Here is a 20,714-nt window from a genome sequence, read left to right on the forward strand (position 1 = left end):
TGGCTCGGCAGGCTTTTGTTCCTTACCCCCGGATAACGATATGCCCGATTCACATTTGAGCGAATCCCCACATGCCGAGCTGGTCATTGTCGGCACTGGCATGGCCGGTATTGGCCTGGCGCGGGCACTGCGCCGCCAGGGAGATTCTCGCACCATCGCGCTGGTCAGCGCCGACCGTGGCGAAGAGTACAGCAAACCGCTGCTGTCCACGGGCTTCGCCAAGCGGTTGAGCCCCGAAAAGCTGGCGCAGCGCAGCGCAGAAGCGCTCGCCGACGAACTGGATGCCCAGGTCATGGCCCACACACAGGTCGTCGAACTGACGGTGGAACACCAGATGCTGCGCCTGGACAACGGCACCCTGCTCCGCTACGAGCACCTGGTGCTCGCCACCGGCGCGGCCCCGCGCACGCCATTCCGGATACCCGATGCGCTGAAAGGGCGCTGCTTCACGGTCAACGACCTGGATGACTACCGCCGCCTGTATGCAGCGCTCGCCCAGCCCAGCCGAGTGGCGATCATTGGCGCGGGCCTGGTGGGCTGCGAATTCGCCAACGACCTCCATGCGGGCGGCCACCACGTCACCCTGGTGGCGCCAGAGAGCACCCCGTTGCCGAGACTGCTGCCCGAGCCGCTGGGCCACGCCTTGGCCGAAACCTTTCGAACGGCAGGCATGCAACTGGCACTGGGGCGCACGCTGGACAGCCTATCCCTGAATGCCGACCGCGACCTGGTACTGCAGCTCGACGGCGGTGAGCGCCATACGGTGGACATCGTCCTGCTGGCCACGGGCCTTGCGCCCCGCACGGCGCTGGCCGAGGCCGCCGGACTCGCGGTCAGCGCCCGCGGTATCGAGGTGGACCGGCTGCTTCGCACCCGCCAGCCGAACGTGTACGCATTGGGCGACGTGGCCTGCATCGACGGCGTGAACGCCATGTACGTTCAGCCGCTGCAAGCCAGCGCCAAAGCGCTGGCGGCCACGCTGGGCGGCTCGCCTACCCCGGTAAGCTTCGGCGCCTGGCCGATCATCGTCAAAACGCCCCTGCTCCCGGTGGTGGCCTACCCGCCAGTGGGCACACCGCAGCACTGGCGAGTGGAGGGTCATGGGCAGGATTTGACGGCGCTGGCGGAAGATAAAGACGGTCGTTTGATTGGTTTTGCGTTGACAGGGGGCTGCGTGAGAAGGAAAGTGGAGCTTTCCAGAGCTGTCCCTGCCCTGCTAGGCTGATTTTCGCCGCCTTCACGACTAGGCTAAAGAAGCCCCGCTGGGGTGGGTTACCAACAACATTGACGTTTGTTTTTCACAAGGGAGATTCCTTCATGCGCAAACCTGAACTCGCCGCTGCCATCGCCGAGAGTGCTGACCTGTCCAAGGACAAGGCAGGCCAGGTCCTGAATGTCATTCTGGACGAAATCACCAACAGCGTGGCCAAAGGCGAAGACGTCACACTGATTGGCTTTGGCACCTTCACCGTACGTGAACGCGCCGCCCGTACCGGCAAGAACCCGCAGACCGGCGCACCGCTACAGATTCCGGCCAGCAAGAACGTGGCGTTCAAGCCAGGCAAAGCGCTCAAGGACGCCGTTTCCTAATGAAGCTTTCGCTGATGCTGTGGCTGTTGAGTTTCATGCTCAAGCGCGCCCTGCGCCGCAAGCCGCGCTTTCGTGAGCAGCTGGAACGCATGCGAGGGCTGGACTGGGGCATTGCCACAGAAGATTTGAGCACGGCACGCCACTACCGGATGACCCCCAAACGCATCACGTCCGGTAAAGGCCTGCCCGTCGACCTGGACCTGGAGCTGCGCTTTCGCGACCAGGAAGCCGCCCTGCGCATCCTCAGAAAGCCGACGCAACAGGCATTTCTGGATGGCATGGTGGCGGGTGACGTGCGCCTCGTCGGCGACTCTGCCGACATGAACAAGCTGCAAAAGCTGCTCAGATACTTGTAGCCCTTCAAGCTGGGCGCATTTTCGTCACGCGAGGTAGTACCAGGCGATGGATATCCCTCATCAGCGATTGGCCTACTTTCGCGTGACGCTCGAATCAGGCTCGGTGCGCCGGGCTGCGTCGCGGCTCAACATTGCCCCTTCCGCCGTCAGCCGACAGATTGCCCTGCTGGAAGAAGCCCTGGGGGCAACGCTGATGGAACGCCAGCGCGGCGGCATACGCCCCACGCCCGTCGGCGAGATGCTGCTGGAGTACTGCGAGCGGCGCAGCGCCCTCGACGAGAGCTTTATCACGTCCCTCGAAGCCTACCAGCGGCTGGAAACCGGAACGATTTCCCTCACCGTGGGCGAAGGCTTCGTCAGCGACCTGGTGGCTTCTCCCCTGCATGAATTCACCCAGCGCTATGCGGGCATCCAGCTGGATATCCATATCGCGGGCACCTCCGGCATCATCGATGCGATTGTCGAGGATCAAAGCCATATCGGGCTGATGTTTCACGAGCGTACCCATCCGCAGCTGCGCTTCTGGGCCTCCAGCCCGCAGCCGTTGATGGCCATTCTGGCGCCGCATCACCCCTTGGCCGACCAGCCCCACCCGCTCACCCTGGCACAGCTCAGCACCCAGCCCATGGCCATGTGGGACACCACCCATGGCGTGCGCCAGATGGTTGACCAGGCGTTTCAACAGGCACGCCTCGCCCCGCGTATGACCATGAACACCAACTCGATGGTGATCCTGGCGCAATACGTGCGCAGCGGCATGGGGGTGACGCTGCTACCGGCGTTTGCGGTCGCCCACGACCTGGACACCGGCAGCCTTGTCGCACGCCCGGTAGACGACCCGCTGTTTCAGCGCTCCCAGGCCCACATGGTCACCCGGGTGGGCCGCCAGCAGCCCAAGGCCAGCATCCTGCTGCTGCGCCACCTGCAGCGCTGGATGCAGGCCTTCAGGGACCCGGCATCGAATCAGCCGACACCGCTGCCGTAGCCAAACGCCACGCTGGCCTCCGGTGCGGTTTCCACCCAGACGCTTTGCGGCACCGTGTATTCGCGCAGGCCGTCCAGACCGCTGGAGCGGCCAAAGCCGCTGTCGCCAAAGCCCCCGAACGGCGACATCACGCTGATCGCCTTGTAGCTATTGATCCATACCGTGCCCACCCGCAGCTGCCCCGCCACGCGATGCGCTCGGGCCACGTCCTGGCTCCACACGGCACCGGCCAACCCAAACCGGGTGTCGTTGGCAAGCCGAACGGCCTGGGCCTCGTCATCGAATGCCATGGCGATCAATACCGGGCCAAACACCTCCTGCTGGGCAATCTCCATGTCGGGGGTGACATCCACCAGCACCGTGGGGGTGATTCATCTAGATCCAAACCGAGGGTCAAAATCAAGCACCTATCCATGCCGTACCTCTTACCATTACTGAGGCTCTATCGGAGGGGGAGTACACTAATCACAATGAGCATAAAACTTCTCTATTTAATCTAAATTAGCCGCATGGAATATTAAAGCAACATGAATATAAAACAGTTATAAATCAATCGTACTTTGCAAGTATGTAAGAAATAACTTACATGCTTTAAGAAATAACTTACATTTTTTTAAGAAATAACTTACATCACAGCTCAGCTAGCGCACCTATTCTCAGTTCGTAGCCCCCTTCAAAGCGGTAACGCCACATAACACACATTATTATAACTATCCAATCTAATTAACAGCTAAATTAGACGAGGGAACGAGTATGGTTCCAGTGTGTATTGAAGATTGGCAATCGATTGCAAAACGCCACTTACCTCCAGAAGTTTATGACTTTATTGACGGTGGGGCTGGAAGTGAGCAATCATTGCAAGAAAATATTTGCGCACTGGAACGTGTAAAGCTTCTTTCCAGAGTTCTGCGAGGAATAGAAAAAGTAGACCCATTCACCACTCGTTTGGCTCGCATCCTTGGAAACCAATGCCCAACACCTCCCATACTTGTGGCTCCGAGTGCGCATCATAAACTCGTTCACCCTGAAGGAGAACTCGCAACAATTAAAGCTGCGAACCAGAATGGAGTCCCCTTCATCCTAAGCACTATGTCAGATTTTCCTGTGGAAACAGTATGCGAAAAGTCAGACGCACCAGTTATGTTTCAACTCTATCTGTATAAAGATCGTCAAATTAACAGGGATCTTATTCAGCGAGCACAAGATTCTGGTTGCAGCGCTTTAGTTCTCACTGTAGACGTTCCTCTCATGGGTGCACGACTGCGTGACCGCCGCAATGAATTTAGCGTTAACAGATATAGAAATGAAAGTTATTTGCAAGGGCAAATAAAGCATCAGTGTATCCCTGTCTCAGGAAATTCAGGAGTCGCGGCTTTCGTTGCTGATCAATTAGAGCCCGCTATTTCTTGGGCAGATGTAGAATGGGTTAAATACCATACTAATATGCCACTGATTTTGAAAGGCATACTGCACCCACTAGATGCGGAAATTGCTCTGCAGCATGAAGTAGATGCCCTCTACCTTTCTAACCACGGCGGGCGTCAACTCGACCACCATGTTTCCGCCATTAGTATGTTACCACATATTCGTCAACGGCTAGGCAATGTGATACCGATTATCGTAGATGGCGGCATTCGCAGTGGCGCAGATATCCTTAAGGCTCTTGCTTTAGGTGCCGATGCTGTGGGCGTAGGTCGTCCAGTTCTTTGGGGGCTTGCTGCTGAAGGTGCGCAAGGAGTAGCCAGAGTATTGGAACAGCTGAGTGAAGATTTACATCTTTGCATGCATCTCTGCGGATGCGCCTCCCTTGCGGAAGTCAATAATGAAATCATTTGGATCGAGTGAACCACACGCCAAGGAGAACACTCATGACTAATAGCTGCGAAACCACTTCAAAGCTAATGCTCAAACATAAAGCCCAAAAAATCGATCATGTTGCAATTGCAGTACTAGATCTTGAGCAGGCCATTGGCTATTACAGCATGATCGGATTCAGCCTCATAGACCGTATGACTACCACTGGTGCCCGCAGCGCAATGAATTCCGCAGTAATGGAAGCTGGCCCGATTAAATTCGTCTTGCTCGAAGGAGCAGATGAAAACTCTCAAATAACCCGTTTTATTAATCCTGAATCCGTGAGACCGGCCCCCAGGAATGCTTCTAACCTACTGAACTGCATGGCAATATAGCCATTATCGCCATTCACCCAGACAGTGCCATGCCCAACATAAAGTTCCGCGCCAGTCGCCGCACCCTCACCAGCCACGCCGGGCTGTCCATCATCGGGCAATGCTTCGAGATCGCTGGCGTCGACAGCATCGACAGCCGCTTCCCCACCACGCTGGGCATGCGCACCAGTGACGTGATCAAGAGCTACCTGGGCCTGCTGTGTCTGGGCATGAGCGACTATGACGCCATCGAGAACTTCCGCCGCGACAAGCCCTTCCAACAACTGCTGACCCTGCAGAAGGTGCCGAGCGCGGCGACGCTGCGACAGCGGCTGGAGAAACTTGCCGCCAACGACCTGCAGGCGCGCACCGCCACCTGGTCCACGACCCTGCTGTCACTGATCGAAGCACCGATCACCGCCGAGACGACGCACGTCTGCCTGGACATCGACACCTTCGTCATGGACAACAGCAACTCGAAGAAGGAAGGCGTCTCGCGGACCTACCAGAAGGTCGACGGCTACACCCCGATCGCCGCGTATCTGGGCAACGAAGGGTGGTGCCTGGGCCTGGAACTGCGTCCCGGCAAGCAGCACACCATGAAGGAGAGCAACGCCTTCCTGGAGCGGGTGCTGCCCCGCGCCCAAGGCCTGACCGAGCGACCGATCCTGCTGCGTGAGGACAGCGGCTTCGACAGCCAGGCGCACCTGGCGCTTCTCGAACAGCAGCGGCAGGCCTTTGCCGAGGAGGGCCGCCGGCTGGACTACCTCGTCAAATGGAACCCGCGTGGCTCGGCCACGGCCGATCAGGACACCTGGCTGGCCGTGGCGGCGGACTACTGGGAAGAGCTGCGCCCTGGCAAACGCCAGGCGCTGTGGACGCAGACGGTCTCGATCCACGACGACAACAAGATCGAATACGTCGTCAAGCGCGTGATGCGCCTGGTGGAGCGCACCGCCGATCACGATGGCCAGTTGCTGCTCGAACCAGAGGTTGAGTTGGAAGGCTGGTGGACCAGCCTGGACGAGGCGCCGGAGGCGGTGATCAAGCGCTATCAGGCGCATGCCACCCACGAGCAGTTCCATAGCGAGATCAAGACCGATCTTGACCTGGAGCGGCTACCGTCGGGCAAGTTCGCCACCAACGATCTGATCCTGCATATCGCCCAACTGGCCTACAACATCCTGCGATTGATGGGGCAACTGGGCATGACCGGCGAGCTAAGCCCGGTCCGCCATCCCGCCAAACGGCGCCGGCTGCGGACGGTGTTGCAGGAATTGGTGCATCGTGCGGCTCTCGTGATTCACAAGGCGCGGCAGATCATCCTCGACTTCGGGCAGGACATCGGGCGCATGACGGTGTTGAACACCTTGCGAAGCCGCCTGCGCTATCCCCGAGGCACGCCATGCTGATCGTCTGTCGGACAAAGGCACCACGCAGAGAGCTGACGGTCACCGGCAGCCAGTATCACCGTGTCCGGCGGGTAGAAATGCCTGTCAAAATGGGCTGCTCTCGTCGGTCAGCGTCGCCATGGTTGGTCCTCCCCGGTATGCGTTCAGCGGTTGAGACGGAATCGGCGGTCAGAAAATGCTCGCTGGCGGTGATAGGGGAAGTGTCGGCGCTGGCTTCACGGAATCAGGTTAATGAATACGGTCCAGGCCCACAGCACATTGCCATTGAGGTGGATAATGTGGAGGGAGTATGCAAAGAACTAGAAAGCGAAGGCTTGACATTTAGCACCCAAATCATTAAAGGCTCCGATCTGATCCAGCGTTTTACCGTTCGCTGCCCTAACTCTGGCGTTATGATTGAGTTTATCGAAAGGAATGAAGAAGAAGGCTTCTCTGAAAAAAATGTTGAAGACCTTTTCCGACAGCTTGAAGCAAGTGACTCTTATTAATAAAAATGCAGCAATGGCTCTGTCCAATAAAGCACATATAAAGGATTGCAACATGTGTGCAGATAAATTTAAATTAAGCACGCAAGAAAAAACTCTCTTGCCTAGTAATGAAGACGTACGTTTTTATCAAAAGCACGGCTGGTTCATGACCGAGAAAATTTTTACCGATGATGAACTTAATGCTTTCGTAAAGGAAAGTCACGATTACTATGAGGGGAAAAGGGATAGGCATTTGCCAACAATCCCTCCTACCCTAGCTTATTGGGTTCCAGAAGATGGAGACGTTGCCCGCAATAATGACTATGTTCACTATGAAAGCTACACCTTTCGAAAACTATTAACAAAACCAATCATTGGAGCCATCGCTGCACGTCTCGCACAAACCGATGAAATAAGAATATGGAATAGCGCTCTCATTACCAAGCCTGCTCGGGGAGAGTTTGAGGCAGAGGGAATGTTCCGCCCAGTGGTTCCATGGCATAAAGATGCGCACTACTGGTCGACCTGCTCGTCAAACAAGCTTCTCACGGCTTTTATCAATTTTTATGACTGCTATGAAAATATGGGCGCTTTGGAAATGATTGACGGCAGCAACCGGTGGCGGGAGATTGATGCCGATGACAGTATTACTCAGCATTTTGGGAATCGCAGCGTAGATGAACTACAAACTATGCTGGAAGAAACAGCCAAACTCAACGACGACACGGTCAGAAAAATCCCTGAATCCGTGAAGCCGGCGCCGACACTTTCCCTATCACCGCCAGCGAGCACTTTTTGATCATTCGCCCCGTGCAAGTTGGCTTTCGCAAGCCCGTTATTGCCAAAACCCACCGTGCTGATCGGTGCTGACGGCCCGTTTTGTCATGCCTTTCCACCCGCCAGGCACGACATATCTGGCGATCGCGTGTCGCTTGGAACTGCTTGTGGATAGAGTGTCGCCGATTGACGGTCAGCATGGCGTTCCTCGTGGATAACGCAGTCGGCTCCGCAGCGTCTTGAGCACCGTCATGCGCCCGATGTCCTGCCCGAAGTCGAGGATGATCTGCCGTGCCTTGTGAATCACGAGAGCCGCACGGTGCACCAGCTCTTGTAGCACGGTGCGCAGCCGGCGCCGCTTGGCCGGGTGGCGAACCGGGCTCAGCTCGCCGGTCATGCCCAGCTGTCCCATCAGGCGCAGGATGTTGTAGGCCAACTGGGCGAGATGCAGGATCAGATCGTTGGTGGCGAACTTGCCGGACGGCAAGCGCTCCAGGTCGAGATCGGTCTTGATCTCGCTGTGAAACTGCTCATGGGTGGCATGCGCCTGGTAGCGTTTGATCACCGCCTCCGGCGCCTCGTCCAGGCTGGTCCACCAGCCTTCCAACTCATAGTCCGGTTCGAGCAGCAACTGGCCATCGCGATCGGCGGTGCGCTCTACCAGGCGCATCACGCGTTGGACGACGTATTCGGTCTTGTTGTCGTCGTGGATCGAGACGGTCTGCGACCACAGCGCCTGGCGCTTGCCAGGACGCAGCTCTTCCCAGTAGTCCGCCGCCACCGCCAGCCAGGTATCTCGATCAGCCGTGGCCGAGCCACGCGGGTTCCATTTGACGACATAGTCGAGCCGGCGCCCCTCGTCGGCAAAGACCTGGCGCTGCTGTTCGAGAAGCGCCAGGTGCGCCTGGCTGTCGAAGCCGCTGTCCTCGCGTAACAGGATCGGTTGCTTGGTCAGGCCTTGGGCGCGAGGCAGTACCCGCTCCAGGAAGGCGTTGCTCTCCTTCATGGTGTGCTGCTTGCCAGGCCGCAGTTCCAGACCCAGGCACCACCCTTCGTTGCCCAGATAGGCGGCGATCGGGGTGTAGCCATCGACCTTCTGGTAGGTCCGCGAGACGCCTTCCTTCTTCGAGTTGCTGTTGTCCATGACGAAGGTGTCGATGTCCAGGCAGACGTGCGTCGTCTCGGCGGTGATCGGTGCTTCGATCAGTGACAGCAGGGTCGTGGACCAGGTGGCGGTGCGCGCCTGCAGGTCGTTGGCGGCAAGTTTCTCCAGCCGCTGTCGCAGCGTCGCCGTGCTCGGCACCTTTTGCAGGGTCAGCAGCTGTTGGAAGGGCTTGTCGCGGCGGAAGTTTTCGATGGCGTCATAGTCGCTCATGCCCAGACACAGCAGGCCCAGGTAGCTCTTGATCACGTCACTGGTGCGCATGCCCAGCGTGGTGGGGAAGCGGCTGTCGATGCTGTCGACGCCAGCGATCTCGAAGCATTGCCCGATGATGGACAGCCCGGCGTGGCTGGTGAGGGTGCGGCGACTGGCGCGGAACTTGACGTTGGGCATGGCACTGTCTGGGTGAATGGCGATATTCGCTATATTGCCATGCAGTTCAGTAGGTTAGAAGCATTCCTGGGGGCCGGTCTCACGGATTCAGGAAATCGCCATGGTTGGAAAACGTGGTCATATCAGCTTTCATAACTGTAATACCTTCCATGGCAGCCCTCCTAACTACAGCAAAGTTGATAGAGTCTCAATTTCTCTGCACTTACAAGATGGAGCTAATAGTTACAAGCAGCATATTTTAGCCGACGGCTCAAAGTTAAAATATAATAATGATTACTTCTGCCGTTTAGACCATGCAGGCAATCCGGATTACACTGATCCAGACTTCTGCCCAAAAATCTGGAAGGAATAAGTTATGGGTGCGTCGACTCATCAGGCAAACCGAGATGAACTTATACTTCACTCATCTTTAACTGACCCATGCTTAAACACTATGACGTTCCTTAATGATATTGCCAGCCAATATCCTGAAGCAATATCGTTCGCCCCTGGTCGTCCTATAGAAAAGGACTTTAAATTCGGCGACATCAGCTTTTATATAAATATTTATATCGATCATCTTATGAAAAATGAGCATCGCTTAGAGAGCGGCGTGATAACTCAATTATTTCAATACGGCCCCTCAGAAGGATATATTCGCGCACTCATTGCTGACATGCTGAATATAACAGACGGTATTACTTGCTCCCCAGAGGATATTGTAGTCACGTCTGGTGCACAGGAGGGAATGCTACTAATTTTACGTGCTCTTTTTTCTGATAGTGACGATGTTTTACTAGTTCCTCAACCTGTTTATGTAGGCATTATTGGCGCAGCAAGATTGTTGGACATCCGTATTGAGACATTCGATATCCATGAACACGGTGTGGAAATTAGTGAAATTAAGGAAAAAATTCAAGCCACAGAAGCAGAGGGGGGAAAAGTCAAAGCCCTTTACATCAATGCGGATTTCTGCAACCCCATCGGTATATCCCTACCGCTTAATCAGCGCAAAGAGTTGGTCAAACTTGCCCGCAATTACAATCTAACCTTGTTAGAAGACAACCCTTATGGCATTTTCGGATCAGAGAGGAGTATTAATCCTACCTTGATCTCACTCGACCTGCATAATAACCACGTTGCATACCTCGGTTCGTTCTCTAAAACATTATTTCCCGGTGTACGGGTGGGGTTTATTGTTTCCAGACGATTATCCTTAGCATTAACAAAGATAAAAAGTATGCTTACACTCAACACTTCACCTATTGGTCAAGCAATTGTAGGCGGCGTACTACTGGAGTGCCAAGGGGACCTTCGACACCACTGTAAAACAAAAATAAATTTTTATCTAAATAATCTAGACGATTTACTAAATCAATTAGACGCAAGCTTTCCCGAGGGATCCCACTTACGGTCACAAATATCATGGAATCGACCTAAAGGTGGTTTTTTCCTAGTGCTCAGGCTTCCTTTCCCAGTTAATTTGTCGCTGCTAAAAATCTCTGCTGAGCAGCATGGTGTTCTTTGGACACCCATGGAAATATTTTACTCACCGCCTAGAGAGTCCAATGAAATCAGGCTCTCGTTCAGCTATCTAACCCCTGAGGAACTCAAAGAAGGAGTCATCCGGCTGAGTGACTTTATAAAAGAATGTATGGCTATAAACACGCCTAAAGCTTTTAATAAGCAAAGTAAAGGAGACGAGTATAAATGACCGCTTTTCTGTACTTCGCTTGCATTATGGTATGGGGGTCGTCATGGATTGCCATTCAAATGCAGTTGGGGGACGTACCGATACTGGCCTCTATTTTCTACCGCTTCGTAATCGCGGCCCTACTGCTTCTCCCATGCCTAATTATTATTAAAAAATTACAAAAAACAAAACCTATTGACCATCTTTGGTTTGTTGGACAAGGAGTGTGTTTCTTTTCTTTAAATTTCTTATGCTTTTATCATGCTACGCAATATATCCCCAGCGGAATTGTCGCTATCATTTTTTCCACAGTGCTGCTTTTTAATAGTATAAACCGTTGGCTATTCTTACATCAGAACACCTCACTGAGTGAATTCGCAGGAATGTTTTTTGGCGTAGCAGGCATTATTCTTTTATTCTGGCGTGAGCTGACACAGCAAATTTTCGGCGCAGATCTGTTCACTGGCATACTATTCGCGTTACTGGGAACATTGATTTTTTCATTTGGCAATATGATATCTATTCGTAACAGTTCCAAAGGCATCACTCCACTAACCAGCAATGGTTATTCTATGGGGTACGGAGCTCTGATCTTATTGTTAGCTGTTATCCTCACAGGAACGCCCTTTAAGTTCAGTTTTACTTACCAATATATTCTCAGCTTACTTTACCTTTCAGCTTTTGCATCCGTACTAGGGTTCACTATTTATTTGACTCTGGTGAATAAGATCGGCATCAATAAGGCTGCATATTGCATGGTGGCCTTCCCAGTCGTAGCGATACTGATTTCCACATTATTTGAAGACTTCCACTGGGATCCAACTACTTTTTCAGGTGTTGGCGTTATCATCTTCGGTAATTTTTTGATGGTCTCTAAGTTAGAGTGGCGCATCAAAAAACCGTCAAGAGAGCAGAGCTAACAACATTTTCAAAATTTCATACACGAATAAGGAACTATCTATGCCCGTCGTTACTATCGCCCAGTCTCCAGGCCGGACGTTGGAGCAAAAACGTGAGCTCATCAAGAAAATTACCGAAGCATTTGTCGACAGCTATAATGTCAAACCGGAATCTGTCACAATATTCCTCCAAGATTATGACGACCAAAACTGGGGCAAAGCGGGTCTATTGCATATAGACACAAAGCATACCAAGGGTTAATTTGGATATCATCCAATGCCGTTGCCTTGTTTCTTCATCAAGTATTATAGGACATACTTAATTCTCAATTGCGGGTTTTCGGCCCTAGATTCAAGCAATAAGTGCAGCACCTGCTGTGTCCAGGGCTCCTGAGTACTCTCCCAGGAACACCTGTGCCGGTATCCGGTAACCGAGTCGCTTTCGAGGGCGGTCATTGAGCTTCCTGACCACCCTGCGCAGCTCGGCATCGGTGACCTGACGGAAGTCTGTCCCCTTGGGGAAGTACTGCCTGATCAGGCCATTGGTATTCTCGTTGCTCCCACGCTGGCCGGAGCAGTAAGGGTCACGAAAGTAGATATCTGAGTTAAGCTCAAGTCTGGTGTATGGGAGGAGATAGGAAGGGTGGCGTATCCTGTTGATTGATCACGACCAAGATCTCAACCAACAGAGTGGATACGCCATGACCGATTCTACCCTCCGGGCTCTTTCACAACCAGAACCCCAGGTCGCTGACCCGCTGCACGAGCTGCTGCGCCAAGGCGCCCGTGACTTGATTGCCAAGGCTGTCGAGGCCGAACTGGCTACCTTCTTGGCGCAGTATGCCGATCATCGGCTCGACGATGGCCGCCAGGCCGTGGTCCGCAACGGGTACCTGCCCGAGCGTACGGTCCAGACTGGCATCGGGGATGTCAGCGTGCAGGTGCCCAAGGTGCGAGACCGCAGCGGTGGAGGCGCTCGCTTTAATAGCAGCCTGCTGCCCCCCTACCTGAAGCGGGCCCGCAGCATCGAGGAGCTGATCCCCTGGCTCTACCTGAAGGGAATCTCCACCGGCGACTACCAGGAAGCCCTGGCGGCGCTGCTGGGCGACCAGGCCAAGGGGCTGTCAGCCAACACGGTGTCGCGGCTCAAGAAGCAGTGGGAAGACGAGCATGCCGAGTGGCGGCAGCGAGACCTGGTCGACCAGCGCTACGTCTACTGGTGGGCCGACGGAATCTACAGCAACGTGCGCATGGATGACCGCCTGTGCCTGTTGGTGATCATCGGCGTCACCGAGCAGGGTCGCAAGGAACTGGTCGTCGTCGAAGATGGCCAGCGTGAGTCAGAAGCCAGCTGGAAAGAGCTGCTCACGGGGCTGCGTGGGCGCGGGCTGACCACCGCCCCCAAGCTCGCGGTCGGCGACGGCGCCATGGGCTTCTGGGCGGCCTTGAGCAAGGTTTACCCAGAGACCGACCATCAGCGCTGCTGGGTACATAAGACTGCCAACATACTGAATAAGCTGCCAAAATCGGTGCAGCTCAAGGTCAAGGCCGACCTTCACGAGATCTGGATGGCCGAGACCCGCGATGAGGCACACAAGGCCTTCGATCGCACCGTGAAACGCTTCGAGGCCAAGTACCCCAGAGCCATGGAGTGCCTGGCCAAGGATCGGGAGGAGTTGCTGGCGTTCTACGACTACCCGGCAGAGCACTGGGTGCATATCCGCACCACCAACCCGATCGAGTCGACCTTCGCCACGGTCCGCCTGAGGACCAAGCGGAGCCGGAACTGCGGCTCCCGAGCGACGACCCTGGCGATGGTCTTCAAGCTGCTCCAGAGCGCCGAGAAGCGCTGGAAGCGCATCAAGGGGTTCAGCAAGCTGGAACTGGTCGTGAACAACGTCCGGTTTCAGGATGGAGAGCAGGTAACCGATCAGTCAGACAGGACTGTCGCCTGACCGCCATCCACCAGATTTGACTATAACTCGTAGATATCTGCGCTGACCGCCTGGCCAACGGCGACGTGACTGGCAAACTCGGAGCCATTGTCCAGAGTGATGGTCTTCACAGCTCCCCGGCGTGGCTTCAACAGCCGGATCATGGCCGCTTGCGTCAGGTCTGCTGAGACCCTGGGCAACCGTGCTGCCAGGAGATAACCACTACGCCGCTCTACCAGGGTGACCAGGCCCGATTGCTTGTGCCCCTGAACCACGGTGTCACCCTCCCAATGCCCGATGAAGCGGCGTTCCTCGACCTCCGCCGGGCGATGCTCGATGCCCACGCGATGGGGGATCCTGCCAAGTCCTGCGCTTTTGGCCCGGGCACGGCGTTTGCTGTGCCGCCGGGGCTGACGAAGGTGCCGCCACAGGCCGCCACCCCGGGCCTTGTCATCCCGGACCAGGGAGTAGATCCACTGGTGGCTAACGCCCACGCCAATCAAGGGGGCCATGAAGCCGCTGATCTGCTCGGGACTCCACTCCTCGCGGAGCCGTCTGGCGACGAAGTCCATCAGGCTGGGTAGGCGCTTCGTCCACTTCCAGGCGGTGCGGCGTCGATGGTCGCTACGTTGCTGGGCCTGCTCAGGGTCATACCCCTCGGGCGTCGTGTGACGACGCAGCTCCCGACTCACCGTGCTGTCATGAACACCAATAGCTCTGGCGATCTGTCGCTGGCTCATGCCTGCACACCTGTAAGCGTGAATCTGGTATCGTTGGGTCTGGGTCAGCTGTCGGTATGCCATGCTCTGCTTCACTTTGGTTGGTAAAGCAGAGAGGGCACCGGCGCTGGCCCTCCTGCTTCTACCTTGTGATCCAAAGTGCTGCGGTTATTCTATGAATCTAGGGGCCAAGGTTAACTATTGCGTCTCCAGGACAGGGAACTATGTAGTAGTTAGATGAAAAAACCATCAGGAAGCTTCGCTTGGAGATAGCTCCCTCGGCGGTGAGTCAGCAGATAGGATAGTGCTGCTGGAAGCAGCCTTGGGAGCAACCCTCATGGAACGCCAGCGCGGCGGCATACGCCCCACGCCCGTCGGCGAGATGCTGCTGGAGTACTGCGAGCGGCGCAGCGCCCTCGACGAAAGCTTCATCACGTCCCTCGAAGCCTACCAGCGCCTGGAAACCGGAACGATTTCCCTCACCGTGGGCGAAGGCTTCGTCAGCGACCTGGTGGCTTCTCCCTTGCATGAATTCACCCAGCGCTATGCGGGCATCCAGCTGGATATCCATATCGCGGGCACGTCCGGCATCATCGATGCGATTGTCGAGGATCAAAGCCATATCGGGCTGATGTTTCACGAGCGTACCCATCCGCAGCTGCGCTTCTGGGCCTCTAGCCCGCAGCCGTTGATGGCCATTCTGGCGCCGCATCACCCCTTGGCCGAGCAGCCCCACCCGCTCACCCTGGCACAGCTCAGCACCCAGCCCATGGCCATGTGGGACACCACCCATGGCGTGCGCCAGATGGTCGATCAGGCGTTCCAACAGGCACGCCTCGCCCCGCGTATGACCATGAACACCAACTCGATGGTGATACTGGCGCAATACGTGCGCAGCGGCATGGGGGTAACGCTGCTACCGGCGTTTGCGGTCGCCCACGACCTGGACATCGGCAGCCTTGTCGCACGCCCGGTAGACGACCCGCTGTTTCAGCGCTCCCAGGCCCACATGGTCACCCGGGTGGGCCGCCAGCAACCCAAGGCCAGCATCCTGCTGCTTCGCCACCTGCAGCGCTGGATGCAGGCCTTTCGGGACCCGGCATCGAATCAGCCGACACCGCTGCCGTAGCCAAACGCCACGCTGGCCTCCGGTGCGGTTTCCACCCAGACGCTTTGCGGCACCGTGTATTCGCGCAGGCCGTCCAGACCGCTGGAGCGGCCAAAGCCGCTGTCGCCAAAGCCCCCGAACGGCGACATCACGCTGATCGCCTTGTAGCTATTGATCCATACCGTGCCCGCCCGCAGCTGCCCCGCCACGCGATGCGCTCGGGCCACGTCCTGGCTCCACACGGCACCGGCCAACCCAAACCGGGTGTCGTTGGCAAGCCGAACGGCCTGGGCCTCGTCATCGAATGCCATGGCGATCAGCACCGGGCCAAATACCTCCTGCTGGGCAATCTCCATGTCGGGGGTGACATTCACCAGCACCGTGGGCGCGATAAAGTAGCCCTGGGCGTCATCAGGCAAGCCTTCCGGGCGTTTGCCCCCCGTCAGCACGCTTGCCCCTTCCGCTTCAGCGGCCTCGATCATGCGCGTCACCTGCTCGAATTGACGGCGATTCTGCAGCGGCCCCATGCGGGTGGCTTCATCGCTGGGCAGGCCCACGTGAATCTGCTCCGCCGCTCGGGCCAGGCGGGTGGTGACCTCTTGGAAGACCGAGCGCTCGATCAGCAGCCGCGAGCCCGCCACACAGCTTTGGCCCGCCGCCGCAAAGATGGCCGCCTGGGCGCCAGCCACCGCTTCATCGAGCTTGGCGTCGGCGAACACGATATTGGCGGATTTGCCGCCCAGCTCCAGCACACTGGGCACCAGGCGCCGTGCCCCCGCCTCGGCGATCAGGCGACCACTCTGGGGCGAGCCGACAAACACCAGCTTGCTGATGGCGGGATGGTCGGTCAGCGCCGCACCGGTGGTTCTGCCCAGCCCGTTGACGATGTTGATCAGCCCTTTGGGCAGGCCGCCGCTTTCCAGCCGCTGGGCAATCACCACCGAGGTGAAAGGGGTCAGCTCGGAAGGTTTCAGCACCACCCCATTGCCCGCCGCCATGGCCGGTGCCAGCTGCCAGGCACAGGTGAACATCGGCGCGTTCCAGGGCGTGATCTGCCCCACCACCCCATAAGGCACGTGGCGCACGTAGTTAAGATGCGTGGTGGGTACCGGAATCACTTCGCCGTGCTGCTTGTCGCACCAGCCAGCGTAGTATTCGAACATCTCGCGTACTTTGCCCACTTCGGCCCGGCAGTCGCGAATCGGTTTCCCCGCCACCACGCTTTCCAGCTGTGCCAGCGCCTCTTCATGGCCTTTCAGGCCCCGTATTGCCGCGTTCATTCGCCGCCCGCGCTCGCTGGCCGTCAACGCCATCCACTCGCGCTGGCCCCGCTGCGCGGCTTGCGTGGCGCGCTCGATGAGCGCCGCACCCGCATCGCGGTAGCTGACCAGCGCCTCCCCCGTCGCCGGGTTGATCAGCGTGATCTCTTCGCCTTCTCCGGCCACCAGATCACCATCGATCCAGTTGCTCAACGGCGTTTTTGCCGCTAACCCAAAGCCGTTCAGGAGGGCGGCAAGCTGGTCGCTGGCGTGTTGGCTGAGTGGGCTCATGAGTGGCTCTCCGTTTGGCGGGCACAGGCAAGAATCGGCGTGGTGATATGGTTGAAGTCGTCGCTATCGGCGGGCTGCTCCGGGCTTGCGTGCCAGGCATTCACCACCGCCTGCAGCAAGGCCAGAGGAATACCCAACTGCTCCGCGGCGTCCCGCGCCAGGCGCAGGTCCTTGCGCATCAAGCCGGTGGTAAACCCAGAATCGAAGCGTTCGCTCAGCACCCACTCGGGGAAGTTCACCTCGCTGATGGCGCTGCGCCCCGAGCCACTGTTGATACCCGCCAGGCAGGCGGCAGGCTCGACGCCTGCCTTGGCGGCCATGGCGACGGCTTCGGCGGTCGTGAGCAGGTGCGCCGCACACAGGTAGTTGTTGGCGAGCTTCACCACGTGGCCGCTGCCCGGGCCGCCCACATGGGTGCGCTTGGCCGACATGGCTTCCAGCATCGGCATCACTCGCTCCAGGGTGGCATCATCGCCGCCCAGCAGCATGCCCAGCGTGCCGTTGGCGGCGCCCTTGGGGCCGCCGCTGACCGGGGCATCCAGCCAGTGAAGGCCCGCTGCGGTAACTTTTTCGGCCAGCTCGCGGCTGACGGCGGGGTCACTGGTGGAGGTATCGACGATCACACTGCCCTTGGGGGCCAGGGCGAGCAGGCCAGGAGAGGTTTCGATCACCTCGCGCACGTGGGCAGAAGTAGGCAGCGAGAGCAGGTAGACATCGCTGGCAGGCAGGGCATCCGGTGCCACCACGGCCAGGCCCAAGCCTGCGAGCCTTTCCCGCGCGGCCTCAAACAGGTCACTGCCCGTGACCTCGAAGCCGGCGGCCTGCAAGGTCAGCGCCATATTGCCGCCCATCTGGCCCAGGCCTATCACGGTAATCGATAAAGCGTGTTCGGTTTGCGACATCATCAAACTCCTTGGCATGCCATGAAACACTGAATGCGGGGTAGACGCTCCCCTACCCAGTGGGCATCAGAGAGCGAATGGATGTATTACGTCATTTTCAGACGAGCAGTGCGTTGACCAGCGCTACCCAGTAGCGCGTTCCGAGCGGTAACAGCGCATCGTTGAAGTCGTAGTGGGGGTTGTGCAGCGACGGCGAATCTTCGCCGTTGCCCATCCAGATATACGCACCTGGGCACTCGGCCAGCAGGAACGAGAAATCCTCGGAGGCCATGCTGGGCGGCGGGTTGCGCAGCACCTTGCCTTGGCCAAGCAGCCCCTCCAGCACCGTGGCGCAGTGCTGGGCATGCGCTGGGGTATTGATCGTGGCGGGGTAGCAGCGCTGGTAATCCAGTTCCACCGTCAAGCCATGGAACTCGGCCAGGCTGGCAATGGCCTGCTTGAAACGTGCTTCCAGGCGCTCTTTCAGCGCCATGTCGAAGCAGCGCAGCGTGCCGCGCAGCGCCACCTGCTCGGGAATCACGTTGAACGTGTCTCCGGCATTGATGCTGGTGATGCTCAGCACCGCCGACTTGTCCGGCGGCGTTTCACGGCTCACCAGCCCCTGCAGCTGGCTGATCAGCTGGCAGCTCGCCAGCACCGTATCGGTGCCCAGGTGGGGCATCGCCGCATGGCAGCCTTTACCGGTCAGCGTCAGGCTGAAGATGTCGAACGCGGCCATGACGTCGGTATCGTGCACCGCAGCGACCCCCACCGGCAGCCCGGGCCAGTTGTGCAGCCCGTACACGGCGTCCATGGGGAAGCGTTCGAACAGACCGTCCTCCACCATGGCACGGCCACCGCCTTCGTTCTCTTCGGCGGGTTGGAAGATGAATACCACCCGCCCCTTGAAATCGGGCTGCTGCTTCAGCGCCCAGGCCGCTCCCAGCAACATCGTGGTATGGCCATCGTGTCCGCAGGCGTGCATCTTGCCCGGCGTCTGCGAGGCGTAGGCCAGCCCGGTCTCTTCACGGATGTCCAGGGCGTCGATATCGGCCCGCAGGCCGATGGTCTTGCCTTCCCCCTGCTGGCCATCCAGGGTGGCCACCACGCCCGTGCCCGCCAAGCCCGTGGTGACATCGAAGCCCCACTGGGTGAGCAGCGACGCGATACGCGCACTGGTACGGTGCTCCTCGAAGGCGGTTTCAGGGTGCTGGTGGAAATCCTGCCGCCAGGCGGCGAGTTCAGCGCTGTCGGGTATGGTCACTGACGCAGCCATGGTTCACTCCTTAAAGCATGATGTGCGCGACGACGGCGGAGCCGATGAACGTGCCGGTGAACACCAGCAGCGCCACGATGACCAGCTTCCAGCCGGTCTGGCGGAACATGGCGAACTCACGGCCGGTCAGCGCCAGCCCGGCGTAGGCCAATACCGGCGTCACGACCGCCAGGAAATTCACCGCCGCCAATTGCGATACGATCCAGGCGCTCCCCGGAAACGAGGGCAGTGTGACCAGAATGCTCACCAGGGACACCCAGGCCACGCTGGGCAGGTAGAAGGGGCACAGACGCCCCATGACCAGGCCAATGATCACCAGCCCATAAAGAATCAGCATGCCCGGCAGCGCTTCCAGCAGCGGTGCACCGTTGACGGTATTGCTGAACCAGGCCGCCACGCAGACCGCTGCCAGCACCAGTGCGGTCTTGCCCAGCTGGTTTTCCGGGCGCAGCTCTTCCAGCGCACTCTTGTCCAGGGGTTCTGTGGTCATCTCGTTAGCCTTCATGTTGCGTCTCCTGGCGGTTACCGGTCAGGCGCTTGTACATCCACTCGGTGACGGGCAGCGCGATAAAGAGGGAGATATACAGCCCGGTGGCATAGGTCAGCAGGTTACTGGCCCCGGCAAAGGCCAGCAGCTCGTCCCGCGAGGCTGGCACTGCTTCGGCGAGGGCGGCCGAACACGCCGCGACCATGCTGCCGCTGCCCACCCCACAGGCCATGGCCAGGGCGCGGATATCCAGAATGTCCAGCGAAGCGATATAGCCCGCCATCAGCGCAAAGTAGAGCGTGCCAAACATGGTGCCCACCACGTAGACGCCCATGATGCCGATCCCTTCCGGGCTGCGCAGGCCATAACGATCCGAAATGATGGCAATATTGGGCTCACGGGCAATCGAATAGGTGGCACCGACCGCTTCACGGCCCATCTTCAGCACCAGCACCGCAAACGGCAGCGCCAGCAGCATGGTGCCCAGGTTGCCCAGCTCCTGAAGGATCAGTGCAGGCCCGGCGGCGATGATCTGCTCGATGGCAGGACCAATGGTAGAGCCAAATTTGGCGATGAACGGCAGAATAGCGATCAGGATGATGGGCCCGGCCGCATGGCTGACCGGCTTGGGAATGACCTTGCCCATCGCCGAAAACAGATGCGGATTGAGCAGCACGCCGATCACGAAGGCGTAAAGCAGAGGGAGTAACAAGAGCGTTCCTGGCCCCAGCGGCATGCGTACGATGCCTATCCATTCCGACAACATCGACGTCACGATCACCGTGAGGTGCAGACGCCAGTCCAGCAGCAGTTTGAGATCCATGGGAGTGATCCTGTTTTTTTTAGAGTCACTCCGAGTATCGAAAGGTTACTGTTCC

22 protein-coding genes and 2 pseudogenes are annotated in these 20,714 nt (G+C 57.8%); 15 read left to right on the forward strand and 9 right to left on the reverse strand.

Translation table 11 applies throughout. From position 1 onward, the window contains the following. Positions 1-40 precede the first annotated feature (40 nt). The 4 genes from RVM26_RS15175 to RVM26_RS15190 all read left to right on the forward strand — a co-directional run bounded on the left by RVM26_RS15175 (position 41) and on the right by RVM26_RS15190 (position 2,931). Positions 41-1,225, forward strand: coding sequence for an NAD(P)/FAD-dependent oxidoreductase (locus RVM26_RS15175; RefSeq protein WP_498939509.1), 1,185 nt, complete (start codon positions 41-43; stop codon positions 1,223-1,225). Between the two features lie 92 nt (positions 1,226-1,317). Further along, entirely contained in the window at positions 1,318-1,590 is a 273-nt protein-coding gene (locus RVM26_RS15180) for an HU family DNA-binding protein (protein WP_016915488.1), read from the forward strand. Then, positions 1,590-1,946, forward strand: a complete 357-nt coding sequence (locus RVM26_RS15185; RefSeq protein WP_081194959.1) for a hypothetical protein — start codon at positions 1,590-1,592, stop codon at positions 1,944-1,946. Before RVM26_RS15180 ends, RVM26_RS15185 begins: the two co-directional genes overlap by 1 nt. A gap of 46 nt (positions 1,947-1,992) precedes the next feature. Next, positions 1,993-2,931, forward strand: a complete 939-nt coding sequence (locus RVM26_RS15190) for a LysR family transcriptional regulator (protein ID WP_193461344.1) — start codon at positions 1,993-1,995, stop codon at positions 2,929-2,931. On the opposite strand, the gene RVM26_RS15195 is transcribed toward RVM26_RS15190, so the two are convergent. Continuing rightward, the gene (locus RVM26_RS15195; protein WP_498939512.1) at positions 2,910-3,290 is read right to left on the reverse strand and encodes an aldehyde dehydrogenase family protein; all 381 of its coding nucleotides are present in this window, start codon (positions 3,288-3,290) and stop codon (positions 2,910-2,912) included. The genes RVM26_RS15190 and RVM26_RS15195 overlap by 22 nt on opposite strands. Positions 3,291-3,684: 394 nt before the next feature. Here RVM26_RS15195 and RVM26_RS15200 point away from each other — a divergent pair, with 394 nt between their 5' ends. The 5 genes from RVM26_RS15200 to RVM26_RS15220 are packed head-to-tail and all read left to right on the forward strand — an operon-like array spanning position 3,685 to position 7,777. Then, positions 3,685-4,776 carry an alpha-hydroxy acid oxidase gene (locus tag RVM26_RS15200; protein WP_096921788.1) on the forward strand — a complete coding sequence of 364 codons (1,092 nt, stop codon included), beginning with the start codon at positions 3,685-3,687 and terminating at the stop codon, positions 4,774-4,776. Positions 4,777-4,799: 23 nt separating this feature from the next. After that, complete coding sequence (locus RVM26_RS15205; protein ID WP_498939514.1) at positions 4,800-5,120, forward strand: VOC family protein; 321 nt, start codon at positions 4,800-4,802, stop codon at positions 5,118-5,120. A gap of 29 nt (positions 5,121-5,149) precedes the next feature. Next, a complete protein-coding gene (locus RVM26_RS15210) occupies positions 5,150-6,511 on the forward strand; it encodes an IS1380 family transposase (RefSeq protein ID WP_498939516.1) in 1,362 nt (453 codons plus the stop codon). After that, positions 6,505-6,999 carry a hypothetical protein gene (locus RVM26_RS15215; RefSeq protein ID WP_498939518.1) on the forward strand — a complete coding sequence of 165 codons (495 nt, stop codon included), beginning with the start codon at positions 6,505-6,507 and terminating at the stop codon, positions 6,997-6,999. The genes RVM26_RS15210 and RVM26_RS15215 overlap by 7 nt, the downstream gene beginning before the upstream one ends. Beyond that, positions 6,926-7,777 carry a phytanoyl-CoA dioxygenase family protein gene (locus RVM26_RS15220; RefSeq protein ID WP_498939520.1) on the forward strand — a complete coding sequence of 284 codons (852 nt, stop codon included), beginning with the start codon at positions 6,926-6,928 and terminating at the stop codon, positions 7,775-7,777. The genes RVM26_RS15215 and RVM26_RS15220 overlap by 74 nt, the downstream gene beginning before the upstream one ends. Positions 7,778-7,948: 171 nt before the next feature. On the opposite strand, the gene RVM26_RS15225 is transcribed toward RVM26_RS15220, so the two are convergent. Continuing rightward, entirely contained in the window at positions 7,949-9,310 is a 1,362-nt protein-coding gene (locus tag RVM26_RS15225; protein ID WP_498939522.1) for an IS1380 family transposase, read from the reverse strand. Between the two features lie 100 nt (positions 9,311-9,410). On the opposite strand from RVM26_RS15225, the gene RVM26_RS15230 reads away from it, so the two are divergent. From RVM26_RS15230 to RVM26_RS15245, 4 genes are read left to right on the forward strand one after another with little or no spacing between them, the layout of a single operon-like run. Further along, the gene (locus RVM26_RS15230; protein ID WP_498939524.1) at positions 9,411-9,662 is read left to right on the forward strand and encodes a hypothetical protein; all 252 of its coding nucleotides are present in this window, start codon (positions 9,411-9,413) and stop codon (positions 9,660-9,662) included. A gap of 3 nt (positions 9,663-9,665) precedes the next feature. Beyond that, the gene (locus tag RVM26_RS15235; protein ID WP_189464222.1) at positions 9,666-11,003 is read left to right on the forward strand and encodes an aminotransferase-like domain-containing protein; all 1,338 of its coding nucleotides are present in this window, start codon (positions 9,666-9,668) and stop codon (positions 11,001-11,003) included. Further along, on the forward strand, positions 11,000-11,902 hold the full coding sequence (locus RVM26_RS15240) for a DMT family transporter (protein WP_096921784.1): 903 nt from the start codon (positions 11,000-11,002) through the stop codon (positions 11,900-11,902). The genes RVM26_RS15235 and RVM26_RS15240 overlap by 4 nt, the downstream gene beginning before the upstream one ends. Positions 11,903-11,942: 40 nt before the next feature. Next, on the forward strand, positions 11,943-12,143 hold the full coding sequence (locus RVM26_RS15245; RefSeq protein WP_096921783.1) for a tautomerase family protein: 201 nt from the start codon (positions 11,943-11,945) through the stop codon (positions 12,141-12,143). Positions 12,144-12,233: 90 nt separating this feature from the next. Here RVM26_RS15245 and RVM26_RS15250 read toward each other — a convergent pair. Beyond that, a pseudogene (locus RVM26_RS15250) lies at positions 12,234-12,482 on the reverse strand (IS30 family transposase); the annotation flags it as partial. Between the two features lie 100 nt (positions 12,483-12,582). Between RVM26_RS15250 and RVM26_RS15255 the strand changes: the two are divergent. Next, positions 12,583-13,836: an IS256 family transposase gene (locus RVM26_RS15255; protein ID WP_498939527.1), complete on the forward strand. Its 1,254-nt coding sequence runs from the start codon at positions 12,583-12,585 to the stop codon at positions 13,834-13,836. Between the two features lie 29 nt (positions 13,837-13,865). Here RVM26_RS15255 and RVM26_RS15260 read toward each other — a convergent pair. Then, positions 13,866-14,618, reverse strand: a pseudogene (locus RVM26_RS15260) (IS30 family transposase); the annotation flags it as partial. A gap of 253 nt (positions 14,619-14,871) precedes the next feature. Between RVM26_RS15260 and RVM26_RS15265 the strand changes: the two are divergent. Then, positions 14,872-15,663 carry a LysR substrate-binding domain-containing protein gene (locus tag RVM26_RS15265; protein WP_227407346.1) on the forward strand — a complete coding sequence of 264 codons (792 nt, stop codon included), beginning with the start codon at positions 14,872-14,874 and terminating at the stop codon, positions 15,661-15,663. Here RVM26_RS15265 and RVM26_RS15270 read toward each other — a convergent pair. The 5 genes from RVM26_RS15270 to RVM26_RS15290 form a co-directional block, all read right to left on the reverse strand. After that, the gene (locus RVM26_RS15270) at positions 15,642-17,192 is read right to left on the reverse strand and encodes an aldehyde dehydrogenase family protein (RefSeq protein ID WP_287806999.1); all 1,551 of its coding nucleotides are present in this window, start codon (positions 17,190-17,192) and stop codon (positions 15,642-15,644) included. The two genes, RVM26_RS15265 and RVM26_RS15270, sit on opposite strands and share 22 nt — an antisense overlap. Further along, positions 17,189-18,094 carry an NAD(P)-dependent oxidoreductase gene (locus tag RVM26_RS15275; RefSeq protein WP_016915492.1) on the reverse strand — a complete coding sequence of 302 codons (906 nt, stop codon included), beginning with the start codon at positions 18,092-18,094 and terminating at the stop codon, positions 17,189-17,191. The genes RVM26_RS15270 and RVM26_RS15275 overlap by 4 nt, the downstream gene beginning before the upstream one ends. A 97-nt stretch (positions 18,095-18,191) precedes the next feature. Further along, entirely contained in the window at positions 18,192-19,349 is a 1,158-nt protein-coding gene (locus tag RVM26_RS15280; protein WP_058577671.1) for a M20 aminoacylase family protein, read from the reverse strand. 10 nt (positions 19,350-19,359) lie between these two features. Continuing rightward, positions 19,360-19,854 (reverse strand): hypothetical protein, encoded by a 495-nt coding sequence (locus RVM26_RS15285; RefSeq protein ID WP_084123778.1) that lies wholly within the window; start codon positions 19,852-19,854, stop codon positions 19,360-19,362. Then, positions 19,844-20,659, reverse strand: a complete 816-nt coding sequence (locus RVM26_RS15290; RefSeq protein ID WP_039178913.1) for a DUF3100 domain-containing protein — start codon at positions 20,657-20,659, stop codon at positions 19,844-19,846. Before RVM26_RS15290 ends, RVM26_RS15285 begins: the two co-directional genes overlap by 11 nt. Positions 20,660-20,714: the final 55 nt, after the last annotated feature.

The organism is Halomonas sp. KM072 (assembly GCF_050710315.1).
In the GTDB taxonomy this organism is placed as follows: domain Bacteria; phylum Pseudomonadota; class Gammaproteobacteria; order Pseudomonadales; family Halomonadaceae; genus Vreelandella; species Vreelandella hamiltonii.